The sequence below is a fragment of the Candidatus Arcticimaribacter forsetii genome, from assembly GCF_910589745.1.
In the GTDB taxonomy this organism is placed as follows: Bacteria; Bacteroidota; Bacteroidia; order Flavobacteriales; family Flavobacteriaceae; genus Arcticimaribacter; species Arcticimaribacter forsetii.
In genome coordinates this window covers 1,131,858-1,150,664 of record NZ_OU342399.1, presented here as the reverse complement: position 1 = coordinate 1,150,664, position 18,807 = coordinate 1,131,858, and the positions used below count along the sequence as shown (strand labels likewise).

At 35.0% G+C, this 18,807-nt stretch carries 15 protein-coding genes; 10 read left to right on the top strand and 5 right to left on the bottom strand.

From position 1 onward, the window contains the following. Nucleotides 1–20: 20 nt before the first annotated feature. The 3 genes from NG655_RS05315 to NG655_RS05305 are packed head-to-tail and all read left to right on the top strand — an operon-like array spanning nucleotide 21 to nucleotide 2,359. Complete coding sequence (locus NG655_RS05315; RefSeq protein ID WP_252158298.1) at nucleotides 21–467, top strand: type I restriction enzyme HsdR N-terminal domain-containing protein; 447 nt, start codon at nucleotides 21–23, stop codon at nucleotides 465–467. Continuing rightward, nucleotides 464–1,453, top strand: coding sequence for a glycosyltransferase family 2 protein (locus tag NG655_RS05310; protein ID WP_252158297.1), 990 nt, complete (start codon nucleotides 464–466; stop codon nucleotides 1,451–1,453). The genes NG655_RS05315 and NG655_RS05310 overlap by 4 nt, the downstream gene beginning before the upstream one ends. A 51-nt stretch (nucleotides 1,454–1,504) precedes the next feature. Continuing rightward, the gene (locus tag NG655_RS05305) at nucleotides 1,505–2,359 is read left to right on the top strand and encodes an OmpA/MotB family protein (RefSeq protein WP_252158296.1); all 855 of its coding nucleotides are present in this window, start codon (nucleotides 1,505–1,507) and stop codon (nucleotides 2,357–2,359) included. A 51-nt stretch (nucleotides 2,360–2,410) separates the two neighbouring features. On the opposite strand, the gene NG655_RS05300 is transcribed toward NG655_RS05305, so the two are convergent. Together NG655_RS05300 and NG655_RS05295 are read right to left on the bottom strand one after the other, a co-directional pair. Continuing rightward, nucleotides 2,411–3,031, bottom strand: coding sequence for an L-threonylcarbamoyladenylate synthase (locus tag NG655_RS05300; RefSeq protein WP_252158295.1), 621 nt, complete (start codon nucleotides 3,029–3,031; stop codon nucleotides 2,411–2,413). Next, the gene (locus tag NG655_RS05295) at nucleotides 3,031–5,370 is read right to left on the bottom strand and encodes an ATP-dependent helicase (protein WP_252158294.1); all 2,340 of its coding nucleotides are present in this window, start codon (nucleotides 5,368–5,370) and stop codon (nucleotides 3,031–3,033) included. Before NG655_RS05295 ends, NG655_RS05300 begins: the two co-directional genes overlap by 1 nt. A gap of 179 nt (nucleotides 5,371–5,549) precedes the next feature. On the opposite strand from NG655_RS05295, the gene NG655_RS05290 reads away from it, so the two are divergent. Continuing rightward, nucleotides 5,550–6,833: an amidohydrolase gene (locus NG655_RS05290; RefSeq protein WP_419469268.1), complete on the top strand. Its 1,284-nt coding sequence runs from the start codon at nucleotides 5,550–5,552 to the stop codon at nucleotides 6,831–6,833. A 4-nt stretch (nucleotides 6,834–6,837) separates the two neighbouring features. On the opposite strand, the gene NG655_RS05285 is transcribed toward NG655_RS05290, so the two are convergent. Then, nucleotides 6,838–7,734: a patatin-like phospholipase family protein gene (locus tag NG655_RS05285; protein ID WP_252158293.1), complete on the bottom strand. Its 897-nt coding sequence runs from the start codon at nucleotides 7,732–7,734 to the stop codon at nucleotides 6,838–6,840. 97 nt (nucleotides 7,735–7,831) lie between these two features. On the opposite strand from NG655_RS05285, the gene recG reads away from it, so the two are divergent. The 4 genes from recG to NG655_RS05265 all read left to right on the top strand — a co-directional run bounded on the left by recG (nucleotide 7,832) and on the right by NG655_RS05265 (nucleotide 14,424). Then, nucleotides 7,832–9,931 carry an ATP-dependent DNA helicase RecG gene (gene recG, locus NG655_RS05280; RefSeq protein ID WP_252158292.1) on the top strand — a complete coding sequence of 700 codons (2,100 nt, stop codon included), beginning with the start codon at nucleotides 7,832–7,834 and terminating at the stop codon, nucleotides 9,929–9,931. A gap of 91 nt (nucleotides 9,932–10,022) precedes the next feature. Further along, entirely contained in the window at nucleotides 10,023–12,446 is a 2,424-nt protein-coding gene (gene pheT / locus NG655_RS05275; RefSeq protein ID WP_252158291.1) for a phenylalanine--tRNA ligase subunit beta, read from the top strand. Nucleotides 12,447–12,533: 87 nt separating this feature from the next. Beyond that, nucleotides 12,534–12,758 (top strand): putative signal transducing protein, encoded by a 225-nt coding sequence (locus NG655_RS05270; RefSeq protein WP_252158290.1) that lies wholly within the window; start codon nucleotides 12,534–12,536, stop codon nucleotides 12,756–12,758. 70 nt (nucleotides 12,759–12,828) lie between these two features. Next, a complete protein-coding gene (locus tag NG655_RS05265) occupies nucleotides 12,829–14,424 on the top strand; it encodes a solute:sodium symporter family transporter (protein ID WP_252158289.1) in 1,596 nt (531 codons plus the stop codon). Nucleotides 14,425–14,471: 47 nt separating this feature from the next. Here the strand turns inward: NG655_RS05265 and NG655_RS05260 are convergent, their stop codons facing one another. After that, entirely contained in the window at nucleotides 14,472–16,097 is a 1,626-nt protein-coding gene (locus NG655_RS05260; RefSeq protein ID WP_252158288.1) for an ABC-F family ATP-binding cassette domain-containing protein, read from the bottom strand. A gap of 116 nt (nucleotides 16,098–16,213) precedes the next feature. Here NG655_RS05260 and NG655_RS05255 point away from each other — a divergent pair, with 116 nt between their 5' ends. Together NG655_RS05255 and NG655_RS05250 are read left to right on the top strand one after the other, a co-directional pair. After that, nucleotides 16,214–17,596, top strand: coding sequence for a TlpA family protein disulfide reductase (locus tag NG655_RS05255; protein WP_252158287.1), 1,383 nt, complete (start codon nucleotides 16,214–16,216; stop codon nucleotides 17,594–17,596). Then, nucleotides 17,596–18,156, top strand: coding sequence for a DNA-3-methyladenine glycosylase I (locus NG655_RS05250; protein ID WP_252158286.1), 561 nt, complete (start codon nucleotides 17,596–17,598; stop codon nucleotides 18,154–18,156). Before NG655_RS05255 ends, NG655_RS05250 begins: the two co-directional genes overlap by 1 nt. Here the strand turns inward: NG655_RS05250 and fsa are convergent. Further along, nucleotides 18,153–18,806 (bottom strand): fructose-6-phosphate aldolase, encoded by a 654-nt coding sequence (fsa, locus tag NG655_RS05245; protein WP_252158285.1) that lies wholly within the window; start codon nucleotides 18,804–18,806, stop codon nucleotides 18,153–18,155. The genes NG655_RS05250 and fsa overlap by 4 nt on opposite strands. Nucleotide 18,807: the final 1 nt, after the last annotated feature.

Here is an 18,807-nt window from a genome sequence, read left to right as displayed (position 1 = left end):
AAAATGCTCATTTTTGTATTATGGAACAACTAAATTTCCCTAACTATACGTTTACCCTCAAAAATAAGGAAAATAAGACGTATATCTTGGATTTGATCCGTAAAAAGAATCTATTATTAACGCCAGAAGAATGGGTACGGCAACACTGTCTCCATTTCTTAATATCTAATCTTGGATATCCTCCAAGTTTAATTAACGTTGAAAAACAAATTCAAGTTAATGGACGTATCAAACGATACGATATTGTTGTTTATTCATCTGATGGTAGTGTTAATATACTGATTGAATGTAAAGCTCCAACAATTAAAATCACTCAGGATACTTTTGATCAAGTCGCTCGATACAATATGGCCTTAAAGAGTAACTATCTTATGCTTACTAACGGAAAAGAACATTATTTTTGTGTGATGAATTATGAAGATAAATCATATCAATTCATAAAAGAAATCCCTAAATATAGTCTATGAAACTAGCCCTTGTTTTATTGAATTGGAATGGTGTAGAAATGTTAAAGCGTTTTTTACCCGATCTTATAGAATACAGTAAAGAGGCAACTATTTATGTAATAGACAATAACTCTACAGACAATTCCGTAGCTCATCTCAAAAGTAATTTTCCTCAGATAAACTTGATCCAAAACCCCTCTAATTTGGGTTATGCTGGCGGGTATAATAAAGGATTGGAAAACATTAAAGAAGAACTTTTATGCTTGATAAACAACGATATACGCGTAACAGAGAATTGGCTACCTCCTATTTTAAAACTTTTCAAGTCCAATCCTAATATAGCTGCAGCACAACCTCATATCTTAGATGAAAAAGATCATTCTAAATTCGAGTATGCAGGAGCCGCTGGTGGTTATATTGATCGCTTTGGTTATCCGTTTTGTCGTGGAAGAATATTCGATCATCTAGAAAAAGATCAAGGACAATTTAATGGAGATGAATCTATTTTTTGGGCTTCTGGAGCATGCCTATTTATTAGAAATGAATTATTTAAACAAGCAAATGGTTTCGATGAAGACTTTTTTATGCATCAAGAAGAAATTGATCTTTGTTGGAGACTAAAAAACAGGGGTTACGAAATATTTAGTGTAGGAAATTCAAAAGTTTATCATCTAGGAGGGGCCAGTTTACCGAACTCTCCCAGAAAGGTATTTTATAATTACAGAAATTCCCTTTTTATGATTATTAAAAACGTACCCTTCATAACATTACCCTTCATTTTCTTTATAAGATTGATTCTCGATGGTATTTCTGGAATTAGATTTCTGATTAAAGGGGAGATTACTAATTGTATGAGTATAATAAAAGCTCATCTTCTAGTTTACCTTAATTTCTTTAGGATGTTTAAAAAAAGAAAAAGACTTCATTTCAAACAAAACTATTATAAAACTAACAGTATCGTTTTAAAGTATTTTATTTTAAATAAAAATAAAATTAAAGACATCTAAATTCTTAAAATATATATTAACTTTACCTCCCTAATATGTAAACTTACACCAATGAAAAAAACGTTATTATACTTTCCATTAGTTACTTTACTTTTGGCTTCATGTGTTTCTCAAAAGAAATTCACTGAATTACAAGCACTTCAAGATACAACTAAAGATTTGCTTAATAGTACAACTGTAAAACTTAATACATGTGATGAAGAAAAAGCAGCTGCTCTTGCATCTGTTGCATCGCTTCAAGAACAAATTAGATTCTTAAAAGAAAATAATTCTGATCTTATAGACAACTTAGGTAACCTTACTACGCTATCTCAAAAAGGAGCTGAAAACCTTGAGAAATCTCTAGAAAGTTTAAAAGAGAAAGATTCTAGAATTACAAGCTTAAGAGACGCTGTTACAAAAAAGGACTCTGTTACTCTTGCATTAGTTACAAGCTTGAAAGGAGCTTTAGGAAACCTTACAGATGGTGATATAGAAATAAACGTTGAAAAAGGTGTTGTATTCATATCGATCTCTGATAAATTATTATTTAACAGCGGTAGTTCGACAGTTTCAAAGAAAGCAAAAGAAGTACTTGGAAAGGTTGCTAAAGTTGTATTGGACAAACCAGAACTTGAGTTCATGGTTGAAGGACATACAGATAATGTGCCGATTAGCAACGATTGTGTTGTTGACAACTGGGACTTAAGTGTAAAGAGAGCAACTTCTGTTGTTCGTGTTCTTGAAAAAGACTTTGGTGTACCACCACAAAGAATGACTGCTGCTGGTAGAAGTTCTTACGTACCACTCTTAGAAAATGATTCGCCTTCAAACAGAGCTAAAAACAGAAGAACTAGAATTGTTGTTCTTCCTAAATTAGATCAGTTTTATGACTTAATCAGCAAAGGAATGGAAGCAGCTCAATAAGCTCTTTTAAATATTAATTAAAAAACGCTCTTTGTAATGAAGAGCGTTTTTTTATATAAAATCTACCAAGCCTTTCCCTTTTCTTATGAGAATCGGATCTCCCTGAGTCAAGTCTATCACAGTAGAAGGCAGATTCCCTCCCGCTCCAGTTTCAATCATTATATCTACAATGTCACCCCATTCCTCGAAAATAACGTCAGGGTCTGTTGTATAGTCTATAATTTTGTCCTTGTCATGTAAAGAAGTCGTTATTAAAGGAGCAGGTAGCAAAGGGAGTAAGACTTTTAAAATTGGATCATCTGAGATTCTAATCCCTATAGATTTTCTTTTATCAAATGGTTTTGGCAACTTTTTACTTCCAGACATAATATAAGTATATGGTCCTGGTAGTGTTCTTTTTAATAGTCTAAAAGTTGCTGAGTCAAAATGTTGAACATAACCCGACAATTCACTTAAATCACTAAATAAAAAACTAAAGGGTGCTTGCTCAACTTTTACTTCTTTTAATTTAGCAAGTTTACTAAGAGCTTTGTGGTTAGAACTCAAACATCCCAATGCATAAACTGTATCTGTTGGGTAAATTACAAGAGCACCTCCGATTAAATCTTTAGCTACATCCTTAATGATCTTAGTATTAGGACTAGATGGAAATAAAGAATGTAGTATTGCCATTAGTTTATGATTTTAAGTTTTGCAAAACGTAAGAGTAGTTTTTTTTCTCCAGTACCGTTAAATTTAATAGTAGCTTTTTTATCATTGCCCGAACCTTCTAAAAGAGTTACTATCCCTTTTCCGAACCTTTGATGTTCTACCTTAGTACCAAGAGGCAACTCGATTATTTCTTCTTTTGAAGAAGACGCTACCTGCTGGGTTGACTGTAATTTACGTAGTTTTTTTAACTGAGTCGGATTTGGAGTTGTATTTGGTTTTCCTTCCCAAGAAGACGGCTTTTTTATTTGTTTTTTAGGAGCATCAGCAGTTCCGAAAATATTTGTATTTACCAAAGGTTTATATTCATAATCCGATTTTGGAATTTGATGATCAATAAATTGTTCATCTATTTCTTCAATAAATCTACTGGGTTCTGCACTATTTAGTTTTCCCCAACGATATCTAGACTGAGTGTATGAAAGAAAAGCCCGCTCCTCTGCTCTAGTCAGTGCAACATAAAACAAACGCCGCTCCTCCTCTAAACCACTTCTTGAATCTAAATTCATTGGTGATGGAAAAAGATCTTCCTCCATTCCAACGATATAAACATAAGGGAATTCAAGTCCTTTTGCTAGATGTATGGTCATAAGAGAGACGCGATTGTTATCCTCTCCTTTGTTTTCATTGTCAAAATCTGTGGCTAAAGCAACATCTTCTAAGAATTCGGTTAATGCTCCTGTTGCGTCTGCAAGTTCTTGTTGCCCCTCGGTAAAATCTTTAATCCCATTAAGTAACTCTTCAATGTTTTCGATTTTGCTCACTCCTTCTGGAGTTCCGTCTTTTTTTAAATCAGAAACTATGTGAGTTTTCTTAGTTACTTCATCTGCAATTTCAAAAGCATTGGCAGTTTCGTTGAATATTTGAAAACTCTTAATTAAAGTCACAAATTGTTCTAACTTATTTACTGTTCCAGCATTAACTCCAATTCCAAGACTTCCTGCTCGCTCAGCAGTTTCGAATAAAGTTAAATTATGATGTTTTGCACCAACAACTAATTTATCGATTGTAGTTTGACCGATACCTCTTGCTGGGTAATTTATGATTCGCTTAAGGCTTTCTTCATCTTTAGGATTGATAATTACTCGCAGATAAGCTAGCGTATCCTTGATCTCTTTTCTTTGATAGAATGATAACCCTCCAAATATTTTATACGGAATATTACGTTTCCTTAGCGCATCTTCCATTGCTCGTGATTGCGCGTTAGTTCTGTAAAGAATAGCAAAATCAGTATATTTTCTTTGTTCTGTTAAATTAAAGTCAAAAATACTTGAAGCTACATGTCGGCCTTCGTCGGCATCCGTTGGACAACGTTGTACTTTTATTTTGTTTCCAGTATCGTTAGCGGTCCAAACTTTTTTATCTAGCTTGGTTTCATTGTGATTAATAATTGAATTTGCAGCATTTACAATATTCTGAGTGGAACGATAATTTTGTTCTAGTCGATACAATGCGACATTATCGTAATCTTTTTGGAAATTTAGAATGTTATTGATGTTAGCACCACGAAATGCATATATACTTTGGGCATCATCACCAACAACACAAATGTTTTGAAATTTATCAGATAAGGCTCTGACAATTAAATATTGAGAGTGGTTTGTATCTTGATACTCATCCACTAATATATATCTAAAACGATCTTGATATTTAGCAAGAACCTCCGGAAAACGATTTAATAATTCATTAGTTCGAAGTAATAAATCATCAAAATCCATAGCACCAGCTTTAAAACAACGATCGACATACTCTTTGTAAATCTCACCCATTTTTGGGCGTCTAGCCATAGCGTCGGACTCCTGTAAGTCAGGGTCACTATAATAAGCTCGGACGGTAATCAAACTATTTTTATAAGCAGAAATTCTACTTCTTACTTGCTTTGTTTTGTACACATCTTTTTCTAAACCCATTTCTTTTATGATAGAAGATAAAAGTCGATCTGAATCTTGAGTGTCATAAATGGTAAAATTCGAAGGATATCCTAGCTTATCTGCTTCACTTCTTAGAATTCGAGCAAAAACGGAATGAAAGGTTCCCATCCAAAGGTTTTTTGCCTCCCCGTCTCCTACTAGTTCTGCAATCCGACCTTTCATTTCCCGTGCAGCCTTATTGGTAAAAGTAAGAGCAAGAATAGAGAAAGAATCTACGCCTTGACTCATTAGGTATGCAATTCTGTAAGTCAGAACTCGAGTTTTTCCAGAACCAGCTCCAGCGATAACAATTAAAGGACCATCTTTATGTAAAGTAGGTCCTCTTTGAGCTTCATTAAGCGTATTTATGTGTGCAGTTAAATCTTGTTTCATTAAGACTAAAATAATACTTTGAATGTTTAAAAATGCATAAAAAAATCATTTTATATAATAAATTATGAACCATTTTGAATTGAAGTAAACCGCCTGAAAATAAGATTAAATAATTGGAGTTTGATTGGAAAATTTTTATTTACATTTAAGAAATCATAACATTTAGATCCTAAAATTACATGAAAAGTAACTTTACAATATTCGCCCTTACCGTATCAATTTTAATGAGTTCACTTTGTTTTTCACAAATTCAAGATTCAACTTTTAATGCGATTGAGTCTAAAGTGGTTCAGTGGCGACATGAAATTCATCAAAATCCTGAATTGTCAAATCGCGAGTTTAAAACTGCAGCAAAAGTAGCTGAACATTTACGTTCTCTTGGAATGGAAGTTCAAACAGAAGTTGCTCACACTGGAGTTGTGGGTATACTAAAAGGAAAGCGAGAAGGAAAAGTAGTTGCTTTACGAGCAGATATGGACGGACTTCCCGTAACAGAGAGAAATTCCCTTCCATATAAATCCAACGCAACCGCTATTTTTAACAACCTACAAACGGGGGTTATGCACGCTTGTGGACATGATACACACGTTGCTATCTTGATGGGAGTAGCTGAGATTTTATCAAAAAATAATGACTTTGCTGGAACGGTTAAATTCATATTTCAACCTGCAGAAGAAGGACCACCTGTTGGCGAAGAAGGTGGAGCATTACTTATGGTTAAGGAAGGTGTTTTAAAAAATCCTGATGTAGATGCTGTATTTGGACTACATATTAATTCAGCAACACCAGTAGGAACCATAAAATATAAAACTAAAGGAATTATGGCTGCTGCAGATGAATACAAAATAGTTGTTGGCGGTAAGCAATCCCATGGCTCAACTCCTTGGAATAGCATTGATCCGATAATGATATCTTCTCAGATAATTAATGGAATTCAAACCTTAATTAGCAGAGATTCTGAACTAACCAAAGAAGGGGCTGTTGCTTCTGTAGGTGCAATTCATTCCGGTATTCGGTCTAATATTATTCCAGAATCTGCCGAGATGATTGGAACTATAAGAACTCTTGATGCTGATATGCAAAAAGTAATTCATCAAAGAATGTATGATATGATTCCTAAAATTGCAGAAGCATATGGAGGAACAGCAACGGTTACAATTCGTAAAACAGCTGCACTAACTTATAACGATGAAGTTCTTACCAACTTAATGGTTCCAACCTTAGAACGTGCTGTAGGGAAGTCTAATGTCAGTGTAATGAAAGCCATTACCGGAGCAGAGGACTTTTCTTACTTTCAACAGCAGGTTCCTGGACTTTATTTCTTCTTAGGAGGAATGGATCCTAAAATAATGCCACAAGATGCTCCGTCTCATCATACGCCGGACTTTGTTGTTCAAGATGAAGGAATGATTCACGGAGTAAAAGTAATGGTAGGGTTAGCTTTAGACTATTTAGAATTATAAAAGGTTAACCTTCCTCGATTATCTTTTTTTGGGCATACTCCCACCCTTCTTTCCACCACAAATCCATATTTTCTTTTTTGAAAACTAATGAATTTGTTGTCAAGATTCTGGGGGTGTAGAACAACCTTAGTTTTACTTTTTTTTCATTTGCCACAAGGCTACCAATCTTCAGATTTTGATATTCAATTCGGTCAGAAATGAAGCCAAAAATACTACCCAAGGCATCAAATGCATTTCTAGAATGAACCCGATTAGTTTGCTGAAACTCTGTATTTAATATAATTGCATCTATGTCTGTAGCTCCCTGTCTAATAGCCTCTTCTATTGCTATTATACAACCCAATCCTCCATCGGCATACTCACATCCATTTTTATTAGCCAAGGTCATAAAAGGAACATAATTACAAGAAATCCAGATCCAGTCTATAAAATCCGCATAAGAACAATCCCTTAATTTTTTATACTCTACTTTATTTAATGATAAATTCGAAACACATACAATTACATCTTTTGAAGATTTCTGTAACTCCTCAAAATAAGAAACTGAAACTTCATTAATTAATAATTTTCTAAGATTGTTACTCTCACCAAATGTTTTTTTACCCCGCAAAAAGTTTTTCAAAACATTAAAATGATTGATTTTAATTCGTGTCAAAGCGCCCTCCTGTTTAATCAAAAAAGGACAATTGTCAAAAATATCCTTTTGAGTTACATTAGTAAATGCTTTTTTAATTTCAGCGATTTCATTTAAAGCCAAATGAGAAACTAGTAAGCTCCCAGTAGAAGTTCCAATAAACAAATCGTATTCTCGCTTAACTTCTTCAATTAGGTATTGAGCAATACCCCCTGCAAAAGCTCCTTTACTTCCACCTCCTGATATTACTAATGCTGATTTTGACATAAAATATTTTTTAAAAATTTGGGTGAATAAAAATACAATGTTTTTAGTTAAATGAATCTGAAAAAAAACCTAAAAACATTTAACTTCGTAACAACTTATGGATCTACTTCAAACTCCTATAGAATACCTAAAAGGCATTGGACCTAACAGAGCTACTTTGCTAAAAGAGGAGTTGGGTATAAAGACCTACCAAGATTTATTACATTTTTTTCCAAATCGGTACATTGACCGAACTACTTTTCATTCCATAAATCAATTGCCAAGAAACACTTCAGAAGTTCAAATTAAAGGAACTATAATCTCCCATAAGATAATACCACAAGCCAAAGGAAAAAGACTGTCTGCTACATTTTATGATGGGACATCTACAATTGAGTTGGTCTGGTTTAGAGGATATAAATGGATACAAGAAAGTCTTAAAACAAACACCGCTTACATTGTTTTTGGTCGTTTGAACTGGTATGGGTCTAAGGCTTCAATAGCCCATCCCGAATTAACCTTAGAAACCGAATATAAACAGAGTAATCTTGGAGCATTTCATCCGGTATATCCTTCCACTGAAAAGTTAGTAAACAAGGGTATAAGCCAGCGGGTTATGAAACAATCCATGGAGCATTTATTCCGACAAGTTCACCAAGAATTTCATGAAACTCTTCCAGATTTTATAAGAAATGATTTAAAACTTATCTCTAGAAAAGAAGCTACCATTCAAATACATTTTCCTGCAAATCAAAATCAGTTAACTAGAGCTCAATTTCGATTAAAATTTGAAGAACTTTTCTATATTCAAATGCAACTCTTACAGAAAAACAGACTCCAAAAACAAAAGGTAAAAGGATATGTTTTTGAAAAAGTAGGTTCCTACTTTAATGAGTATTATTCTAATCACATTCCTTTTAAACTTACCCATGCACAACAAAGAGTAGTACGAGAAATAAGAAACGACATGGGTACTGGAAAACAAATGAATCGCTTACTTCAGGGCGATGTGGGTTCTGGTAAAACTATGGTTGCTTTATTGAGCATGCTAATTGGACTTGATAATGGTTTTCAAGCGTGTTTAATGGCGCCGACAGAAATTTTAGCGCAGCAGCACTACCAATCGCTAAAAGAAAATTTAAAAGGCATGGATTTAAACCTATCGCTTTTAACAGGATCTACTAAAACAGCTCAACGAAAAGAAATACATGAGGCTTTAGAATCGGGATCTTTACATGTTCTAATTGGCACTCATGCGCTTATTGAGGATAAAGTTCGGTTTAAGAATTTAGGAATAGCCATCATAGATGAGCAGCATAGATTTGGTGTGGCTCAACGTGCTAAATTGTGGAGAAAAAACAACCTACCCCCGCACATTCTTGTAATGACGGCTACCCCAATTCCGAGAACCTTGGCAATGAGTGTTTATGGTGATTTAGACATTTCAGTAATTGACGAACTACCCCCAGGAAGAAAATCAATTAAGACCGTACTTCGTTCAGATTCCAATCGTCTTCAAGTATTTAAATTCATAAAAGAAGAAATCAAACTTGGAAAACAAATTTATATCGTCTATCCCTTGATTCAGGAATCAGAAAAAATGGATTACAAAGATCTAATGGATGGATATGAAAGCTTAGCAAGAGAGTTTCCACTTCCAGAATATAAGATCAGTATCGTTCATGGACAAATGAAACCCAAAGATAAAGACTATGAAATGCAACGATTTGTCGAAGGTAAAACTCAACTAATGGTAGCAACAACAGTAATTGAAGTGGGTGTTAACGTTCCTAACGCCTCAGTTATGATTATTGAAAGTGCAGAGCGTTTTGGGCTTTCACAACTTCATCAATTAAGAGGTCGTGTTGGACGAGGAAACGATCAAAGTTATTGTATTTTAATGAGTGGTGTTAAAAAATCAAAAGAAGCCTCTACAAGGTTACAAACAATGGTTCAAACAAACGATGGATTTGAAATTGCAGAGGTAGATCTTAAACTGAGGGGGCCTGGAGATTTAATGGGAACTCAACAAAGCGGGGTATTACAACTAAAAATTGCTGATCTAATTAAAGATCAAGAAATACTAAAAACAGCGAGAAATTACGCTAAAAAATTAATTTCTGAAGACCCTGAACTAGATAAAATAGAGCACAGAAATGTACGAATTACCTATTCAAAAATAACCAGACACAAAAACATTTGGAATTACATTAGTTAGTACTTTTTTTTAGAATTCAGATGCTTATATTTGTGTCTTTATTGATGTATTCTAATGATTAGATTACATAAAATATTATAACATTTACCACATGAAAGTTTCCCATAATTGGATTAAAGAATATTTAACAATAGACATCGAACTTGAAAAGCAACTCGAACTTCTTACTGATCTTGGTCTTGAAGTAGAGGGAACTACAACCTTTGAGTCTGTAAAAGGTAGTTTAGCTGGTGTTGTAGTTGGAGAAGTACTTACTTGTACTCCTCACCCAAATGCAGACCGACTTCGAGTTACAACTGTAAATATTGGGCAGGAAGAAGCAGTTCAAATTGTTTGTGGTGCTCCAAATGTAGCAGCTGGTCAAAAGGTTGCTGTAGCCACTGTTGGGACAAAACTTTATGATGGTGAGAGGAACGCTTTTGAAATTAAGAAAAGTAAAATTCGTGGAGAAGCTAGTCATGGAATGATCTGTGCCGAAGATGAATTAGGGCTTGGAGAATCTCATGACGGAATTATGGTTTTAGAAGCCGATTTAGTTCCGGGTACTGCCTGTTCTGAAATTTTTGATATTGAAACAGATACGGTTATTGAAATTGGACTTACTCCGAATAGAGCAGATGCGATGAGTCATATGGGGGTTGCAAGAGACCTTAAAGCTGGATGTAATCAAATTGGGGTATCTTCTGAATGGAAAACACCAAATACCGATAACTTTAGAATCAATGACACCAGTAATATCATTGATGTTGTTGTTCACGATAAACAAAAGGCATCTCAATATTACGGTTTAACAATTTCTGAGGTGGACGTAAAACCATCTCCTAAATGGCTACAAAACAGACTGAATGCAATTGGAATTACTCCAAAAAACAACATCGTAGATGCTACTAATTATGTATTACATGATTTAGGGCAGCCTTTACACGCTTTTGACGCTGATAAAATAAAGGGTAAAATTCACGTAAAAACACTGCCTACAGGAACAAAATTCACAACACTAGATGGAATAGAACGTGAACTTCACGAGGATGACCTCATGATTTGTGATGATGAAACTCCACTTTGCCTTGCTGGAGTATTTGGTGGGGAAGACTCTGGTGTTTCTGAAAATACGACCAATATCTTTTTAGAAAGTGCTTATTTCGATCCGGTTAGTATTCGAAAGTCTGCAAAACGTCACGGTTTAAATACGGATGCTTCTTTTAGATTTGAACGAGGTATTGACCCAGAAATTGGAATATATGCACTCAAAAGAGCAGCTGTCTTAATTCAAAATATTGCTGGAGGGTTAATTACTAGTGACATTCAAGAACATGCGCAGCCTCTCGAAGAGAGAGTAAATCTTTTCATTAATTACGATAAAATAACCAAAGTCATTGGAGCTGAAATCCAAAAAGATACGTTGATTAATATTTTAAATTCTCTAGAAATTGAAATAAACAGTGTCAACCCAGATGGTTTTGCAATGACCATCCCAAGATATCGTGTAGATGTTACTCGAGAAGCGGATGTAATCGAAGAAATTCTTAGGGTTTATGGCTACAATAACATTGAACTCGGAACAAGTTTAAATACCGTTTTTCCATCTTTTGATTTAAAAACTCCAAATAAAATAGAACAAATAACTGCCCAGATGCTCGTTGGACAAGGATATTCAGAGGTAATGAATAATTCGTTGACTAACCCTGCCTATGCCGAGCTAAGCGCGCAGTTGAATGAAATTCCAAAAGTAAATTTATTGAATCCTCTGGGATTAGATTTATCCCAGCTAAGAACAAGCCTTTTATTTTCTTTGCTGGAAGTTGTGCAGTTCAATAGCAACAGACAACAAAAAGATCTAAAAATTTATGAATTTGGAAAAACATATGCGACTACCGACTCTGGTCATCAAGAATCTAAAAGACTGGGGATTTGTATTACAGGAAATAAAAACCCAGAATTGTGGAACAGTCCTGCTACAAAATCAAATTTCTTTGATCTAAAAGCCATAACCATTAACGTATTAAACCGCCTTGGTATAACCAATATTAAAGAAGAACCAACCGATTTGGATATATTTTCAGAGGGGCTTTCTTTAAGCTCAAACAATAAAACCTTGGTTAATTTTGGAGTTGTTGATTCTAAAATCACAAAGAATTTTTCAATAGATTCTGAAATTTTATTTGCAGATTTTGATTGGGACTTGATTTATAAATATGCTTTCAAAAAGGAGATCTTAGTAGAGGAAATTTCGAAATTTCCAACCTCGAGGCGTGATTTTGCCTTACTAATCGATTCCGATGTTAAATTCGCAGATTTAGAAGAGGCTTCTTATAAAACAGATAGAAAACTATTAAAAAAGGTTTATTTATTTGATGTGTATGAAGGGAAAAATCTACCTAAAGGAAAGAAATCATACGGAATGAGTTTTTATTTTAGTGATGCAAACAAAACTTTAACAGACAAAAATATAGATCGTATCATGCAAAAGCTTCAAAAGGAATTTGAAAACAATTTCGGTGCTAGTTTGCGTTAATTAATCATACACTATTTGTTTTTTACCTGAAAATTGCTTTTTTGAATAAGGAAACAATATTTTGTTATAACCATAAAGAAACTGAATATGAATAACACCCAAAATTTCATCAAGATTTTTACTGGTAACTCAATTACAGTCTTATCTATAATGAATGCATTAGAGGACAAAAACATTATTGCAGTAGTCAAAGATGATTCTGAATCGGCAAGGTTAGCTGGATTTGGAATGGTAGCTCCAGGACTACAAGAGGTTTTTGTTCATCAAGATGAACTTGATGTTGCCATCAGAATTATTGAGTCTTTAAAATAATTTATCAACTGCATCTTTTGAAGTTTGAATAGTTTGGGTATATTAGATTCCGAATATTATAAACTCAATTATGCATTTCTTTATTTTTCTTGCCTTTACTGCCCTAGTAGGTATTATTTCTTATTTAGCAACCCGTAATACAGACGAAACTTCATCCGATGGATACTTCCTTGGAGGTAGAAGCCTAACAGGTGTGGTTATTGCTGGTTCTCTATTACTTACCAACTTATCAACGGAACAATTGGTTGGATTGAATGGTTCTGCATACAAAGAAGGGATTTTGGTAATGGCATGGGAAACACTGGCAGCCTTAACCATGGTTGTTACTGCAGTTGTATTATTACCACGTTATTTAAAAGGAGGACTCACAACCGTGCCTCAATTTTTAGAAAAACGATACGATACCATGACAAAAACCATTACTTCAGGTTTATTCCTTAGTGGGTATATGGTTGTACTCCTTCCAATCGTTTTATATTCTGGATCACTTGCACTGATTGGAATGTTTGATATTCCTCAAGTCCTAGGAGTTTCAGAGGAGTCCGCTTTAACCATTACAGTATGGTCTATTGGTATCATTGGATCCCTTTATGCTATTTTTGGTGGATTAAAAGCAGTAGCCGTATCGGATACAGTAAATGCGGTCGGGTTATTAATCGGAGGAACTATGGTTCCGATTTTTGGCCTTATGTACATTGGTGACGGTAGTATGATTCAAGGGATTGAAGCGCTAGTCGCTTCTAATCCAGAAAAACTAAATGTCATCGGAGATTCTGATTCTTCGATCCCTTTTTCAACTTTATTCACGGGGATGATGTTAGTTCAGTTATTTTACTGGGGTACAAACCAAGCAATCATTCAACGGGCGCTTGCTGCAAAAAATTTAGAAGAAGGTCAGAAAGGTTTAATATATGCAGGTTTTGTTAAGATTCTAGGCCCTATCATTGTTGTACTCCCGGGTATTATTGCCTTTCACATTTTTGGAAACGAGCTAGATGTAGCAAACGGAGATCAATCGTACGGTCTATTAGTAGCTAAAGTACTCCCTAAATATCTGGTTGGATTTTTTGCTGCTGTATTGTTTGGAGCTATTTTAAGTTCTTTTAATTCTGCACTTAACAGCTCCGTTACTTTGTTTGGATTAGATATCTATAAAGAATACATCAAGAAAGATGCTACAGAAAAAGAAGTTGTTAAAGCAGGAAAATCATTTGGTATTGTCTTAGCCTTATTTTCCATGTTAATTGCGCCTAGTATTGCAAATGCGCCCAGCGGACTATTTGGTTACTTACAGGAAGTAAACGGATGCTATAGTATTCCAATTTTAACCATTATTATTGTGGGTTATATGACTAAAAAAGTACCCGCATCTGCTGCAAAAATCGCAATGCTTTCGGGGGTTTTATTATATTGTTTCAGTCAGTTTTACCTAAAAGGTGAAGTTGAAGCTGCTGGAGGAACTTACCCACATTACTTGCATGTAATGGCTATCTTATTCTCCTTTAATGTATTGTTGATGCTTGTTATAGGGTACTTTAAACCTAGATCAGAAGCCTTCGAATTAGAATACACAAAACAAGTAGACATAACACCATGGAAGCTAGTTAAGCCTATGGGGATCTTAATTTCAGTTATTGTAATTCTAATCTATATAGCTTTTTCATAAATCGTGAAGCATACGTTATAATCGAAATGTGCTCTTAAATAAGTGTTTTAAGAGTACATTGCTATACGCTGCTCTTTCACTTTAGGATCCGTCATATACTCATCAAAGGTCATGAAACGGTCAATTACTCCTTTTGGAGTTAATTCTAGAATACGATTCCCAACAGTCTGAGCAAAAGCATGATCGTGAGTTGTAAACAATACTGTTCCTTTGTAGTTCGTTAAGGCATTGTTTAAAGCGGTAATCGATTCAAGATCCAAGTGATTTGTCGGTTCATCTAATAATAACACATTAGAACGGCTCATCATCATTTTAGAAAGCATACAACGTACTTTTTCCCCTCCTGATAATACATTCGACTTTTTTAGAGCCTCTTCTCCACTGAAGATCATTTTACCTAGAAAACCTCGGATATGAACTTCTTCACGTTCTTCTTCTGTAAACACAAATTGACGTAACCAGTCTACTAAATTAAGATCGCCATCTTCAAAATAAGAATCATGATCCAAAGGCAAGTACGTTTGAGTTGTCGTAATTCCCCATTGAAATTTACCTGAATCAGCTTTTAATTCCTTATTTAATATCTGATAAAAAGCAGAAACTGCTCTAGAATCCTTGGAATAAACAACAACCTTATCCCCTTTTCCTAGGTTAACATTAACTTTATCAAACAGAATCTCCCCTTCTAAGGTATACTTTAAATCTTCAACATTAAGAATCTGGTCTCCTGCTTCACGTTCCTGTTCAAAAATAATCGCAGGATAACGTCTAGAAGAAGGTTTAATATCTTCAATGTTCAGTTTTTCAATCATTTTTTTACGGGAAGTTGCTTGTTTTGATTTTGCTACGTTAGCAGAAAAACGAGCAATAAACTCTTGTAGTTCTTTCTTTTTCTCCTCTCCTTTTTTGTTTTGCTGTGCTCTTTGACGTGCTGCTAACTGGCTCGACTCATACCAAAACGTGTAATTTCCTGAGAAGTGATTTATTTTACCAAAGTCAATATCTGAAATATGAGTACAAACAGCATCTAAAAAGTGTCTGTCGTGAGAAACCACAATAACAGTATGATCATAATTAGCTAAAAACTGCTCCAACCAAGAAATAGTTTCGTAGTCCAAATCATTCGTAGGCTCATCCATAATCAATACGTCAGGATTTCCAAACAACGCCTGCGCTAATAAGACACGAACTTTTTGAGTTCCATCTAAATCTACCATGGTACTGTAATGTAGCGCTGGAGGAATTTCTAAATGCGATAATAAGGTCGCCGCTTCGCTATCGGCGTTCCACCCATTCATCTCTTCAAAAACAACTTGCAACTCCCCTACACGATCTCCATCAGCATCAGAAAAATCTTCCTTCGCATAGATTGCATCCATTTCAGATTTTACCTTGAACAATTCTTTGTTCCCTCGAAGGACCGTATCTAAAACAGTGTATTCATCGAAAGCGTTGTGGTTTTGTTCTAAAACGGACAAGCGTTTTCCTGGCTCTAAGTAAACCGAACCTGAGTTCGCTTCCTGTTGACCCGATATAATCTTTAAAAACGTTGACTTACCAGCACCATTTGCACCAATAATACCGTAGCAATTAGCTCCAGAAAAAGTAACGTTTACATCATCGAAGAGTACGCGTTTTCCAAATTGAACGGATAGATTTGAAACAGATAACATATGAGAATATTTTAATAGCGCAAAAGTAAGCAAATTGAGAGCGTAATCAATAATTTTTTTAACTTGTAGCAACCATTTTGGTGATTTAATTTTTACTTCTCAATTCGAAGGAACTTATGAAAAAAGCATTTTATATCGTTTTATTATATTTCGTTTATGCGTGCAGTTCCGAATCGGTTCCCGAGGGAGCCTTTTTAGGAGGGCAAATTATCAACCCCTCCTCCAAAACGGTTTCTATATACAAAAACAATAAGCTACTGGATTCTATAGTTTTAGGAGCTAATAATCGATTCGAAAGAAGTTATGATTCTTTGGACTATGGAATTTTTAAATTCGAACATCTACCCGAAAGTCAAACCCTGCTGATAGAAAAAGGGGACAGCATTTGGTTTAGAACCAACACCACAGATTTCAATTCCTCTCTTGTTTTTTCTGGAAGAGGATCCGCTAAGAATAATTTCTTAATGGAAATTTATCTTTCCCTGCAAAAAGAAAGCAGTTTCTTGGCTTCGAAATATTCTAATAAAAGTTCAGATTTCGGCGAGATTATCGATTCCTTACTCCAAGAAAAAAGAGAAAACTGGATTAAATTTGATTCCATAAACCAGCTCAGCCCGGAAGCTAAAATTATTTCTCAAGCTTCATACGTTTATCCCTATGCCAACAGAAAAGAGCGTTATGCATTGATTAGAGGTCGGAATATAACGCTAGAGCAAGATAGTTTATATTTCAATTTTAGAAAATACCTCAATTTTGGAGAAGAGAATTTAGCGTATTTTGAACCCTACATTACCTATATGCTTAACTTTTTAAACCAAGAAGCATTAGTCGATGGGGAAAACTTTTTTCAAGCGAAGCAGACTACAGAATTTAATATTCGACGACTTGCCTTGATAGACCAACTCATCCCAACTGAAAACCTCAGAAACAATCTCGCAAGAACTGTTGCTTATGAAGAACTTATTAATTTTAAAAACTTCAAGCATCACGATCAGTTTTTAAAATACTATGTCACCGTAAACACCTCACCGGAATATGAATTAGAAATCATAAGTTTACAAGCCTCGCTCATGAAGATGCAAGTAAACCAGCCGCTTCCCGAAATTATGTTGGAAGACACAGAATTTCAAAATGCTTCCAGTGTAGCACTTTTAAAAGGACAGAAAACCGTCTTGTACTTTTGGTCTCAAACCCAAATGAATCATTACAAAAGAACCCAAGAACGGGTCAAGCAGTACAAGAATGAATTTCCAGAATTCCGCTTTGTTGGAATTTGTATTCAATCCTACAACAAGCTCGTTCGAGACTACCAAAAAGTAATGGAAATAAACCCTAAGAATCAATTTGCGTTCGTAGACTTCGAGAATGCAAGAAAAAAATGGGTGCTAACCCTCTTAAACAAGGGGATTGTAATTGATGAAAAAGGAATCATTTTAGAAGGCTTTGGGAATTTTTATTCCCCTAACTTCAAAGAAATTCTCGAAAAGAACCACCGATAATGGAAGTTAATAATTCGTATTGCTTAGCGGCATCCCAAGGGAAACTTTCCGAACTACACAAACAATATCACGACACCGAATATGGATTCAAAGCCCAAACGGACGAGGCGTTATTTGGTAGTTTAATCCTCGAAATTAACCAAGCAGGTTTATCTTGGAATACCATTTTAAACAAAAGAGAGACTATAAAAAAAGCCTACGCTAACTATAACATTCAAGCCATTGCAAACTTTAATGCGGATGACATAGAACGCCTCATGCAAGATGCTGGAATAATCAGAATGCGTGGAAAAATAACCGCAATAATCTACAATGCACAACAGCTGTTAGAACTTCAAAAAACAGCTGGCTCCTTTGAGGCGTGGCTGAATAAACAAGGAGATTTATCCGTTGAGGAGTGGATTAAACTATTCAAAAAGACCTTTAAATTCACTGGGAAAGAAATCACCAAAGAATTCTTAATGGGAAACGGTTATTTAGAAGGAGCGCATGAAAAAGGGTGTCCAATCTATGAAAAAACCATAGCCGAACACCCTAATTGGTCTATTAAAAAATCTTAGTTTCCTTTTTTGTGATCCGCTAAAAACTGAGCCAATCCGCTATCTGTAAGAGGGTGTTTCATTAACCCTTTAATAGAACTAAGCGGTCCAGTCATTACATCGGCACCTATTTTCGCACAGTCAATAACGTGCATGGTGTGACGAACAGAAGCAGCAAGAATTTCGGTTCCAAAGTCGTAATTGTCATAGATATCGCGAATTTCTTGAATCAATCCCAATCCATCAGTAGAAATATCGTCCAAACGACCAATAAACGGAGAAACATAAGTTGCTCCAGCTTTAGCAGCAAGCAAAGCTTGACCTGCAGAGAATATTAAAGTACAGTTGGTTCTGATCCCTTGATCTGAAAAATATTTTAAAGCTTTAATACCATCTTCAATCATTGGAATTTTAACAACAATCTGTGGGTGTAAAGCTGCAAGCTCCTCTCCTTCCTTAATCATTCCATCGATATCCGTAGCAATTACTTCTGCAGAAACATCCCCTTCTACTGCCTCACAAATAGCAACATAGTGCTTTAATATGTTTTCACGTCCTGTAATTCCTTCTTTAGCCATTAAAGATGGGTTTGTTGTAACACCATCTAAAACTCCAAGAGCTTCCGCTTCTTTAATTTGATCTAGATTGGCTGTATCGATAAAAAATTTCATA

Coding starts and splice junctions, on each gene's coding strand:
- NG655_RS05255 (WP_252158287.1), top strand. CDS start 16,214: ATGAAAAAAGCATTTTATATCGTTTTATTATATTTCGTTTATGCGTGC.
- NG655_RS05295 (WP_252158294.1), bottom strand. CDS start 5,370: ATGAAACAAGATTTAACTGCACACATAAATACGCTTAATGAAGCTCAA.
- NG655_RS05270 (WP_252158290.1), top strand. CDS start 12,534: ATGAATAACACCCAAAATTTCATCAAGATTTTTACTGGTAACTCAATT.
- NG655_RS05290 (WP_419469268.1), top strand. CDS start 5,550: ATGAAAAGTAACTTTACAATATTCGCCCTTACCGTATCAATTTTAATG.
- NG655_RS05300 (WP_252158295.1), bottom strand. CDS start 3,031: ATGGCAATACTACATTCTTTATTTCCATCTAGTCCTAATACTAAGATC.
- NG655_RS05250 (WP_252158286.1), top strand. CDS start 17,596: ATGGAAGTTAATAATTCGTATTGCTTAGCGGCATCCCAAGGGAAACTT.
- NG655_RS05285 (WP_252158293.1), bottom strand. CDS start 7,734: ATGTCAAAATCAGCATTAGTAATATCAGGAGGTGGAAGTAAAGGAGCT.
- NG655_RS05260 (WP_252158288.1), bottom strand. CDS start 16,097: ATGTTATCTGTTTCAAATCTATCCGTTCAATTTGGAAAACGCGTACTC.
- pheT (WP_252158291.1), top strand. CDS start 10,023: ATGAAAGTTTCCCATAATTGGATTAAAGAATATTTAACAATAGACATC.
- NG655_RS05265 (WP_252158289.1), top strand. CDS start 12,829: ATGCATTTCTTTATTTTTCTTGCCTTTACTGCCCTAGTAGGTATTATT.
- recG (WP_252158292.1), top strand. CDS start 7,832: ATGGATCTACTTCAAACTCCTATAGAATACCTAAAAGGCATTGGACCT.
- NG655_RS05315 (WP_252158298.1), top strand. CDS start 21: ATGGAACAACTAAATTTCCCTAACTATACGTTTACCCTCAAAAATAAG.
- NG655_RS05310 (WP_252158297.1), top strand. CDS start 464: ATGAAACTAGCCCTTGTTTTATTGAATTGGAATGGTGTAGAAATGTTA.
- NG655_RS05305 (WP_252158296.1), top strand. CDS start 1,505: ATGAAAAAAACGTTATTATACTTTCCATTAGTTACTTTACTTTTGGCT.
- fsa (WP_252158285.1), bottom strand. CDS start 18,806: ATGAAATTTTTTATCGATACAGCCAATCTAGATCAAATTAAAGAAGCG.